This is a genomic window from Thalassospira alkalitolerans (assembly GCF_002115745.1).
In the GTDB taxonomy this organism is placed as follows: Bacteria; Pseudomonadota; Alphaproteobacteria; order Rhodospirillales; family Thalassospiraceae; genus Thalassospira; species Thalassospira alkalitolerans.
On record NZ_JFKB01000069.1, the window covers coordinates 1 to 312 of the forward strand.

The 312-nt window shown below is 55.8% G+C and carries 1 rRNA gene; it reads right to left on the bottom strand.

Annotated features, from left to right (window positions below):
• Positions 1–312: ribosomal RNA gene (locus tag TALK_RS21945) — 16S ribosomal RNA — on the bottom strand; the annotation flags it as partial.

The window sequence follows — 312 nt, forward strand, 5'->3', positions numbered from 1 at the left end:
TTCCCCACTGCTGCCTCCCGTAGGAGTCTGGGCCGTGTCTCAGTCCCAGTGTGGCTGATCATCCTCTCAAACCAGCTATGGATCGAAGACTTGGTGAGCCGTTACCTCACCAACTATCTAATCCAACGCGGGTCCATCTCTTAGCGATAAATCTTTCCCCCGAAGGGCGTATGCGGTATTAGCGGTCGTTTCCAACCGTTATCCCCCACTAAAAGGTAGGTCCCCACGCGTTACTCACCCGTGCGCCACTCTCCAGTTCCCGAAGGAACCTTCTCGTACGACTTGCATGTGTTAGGCCTGCCGCCAGCGTTC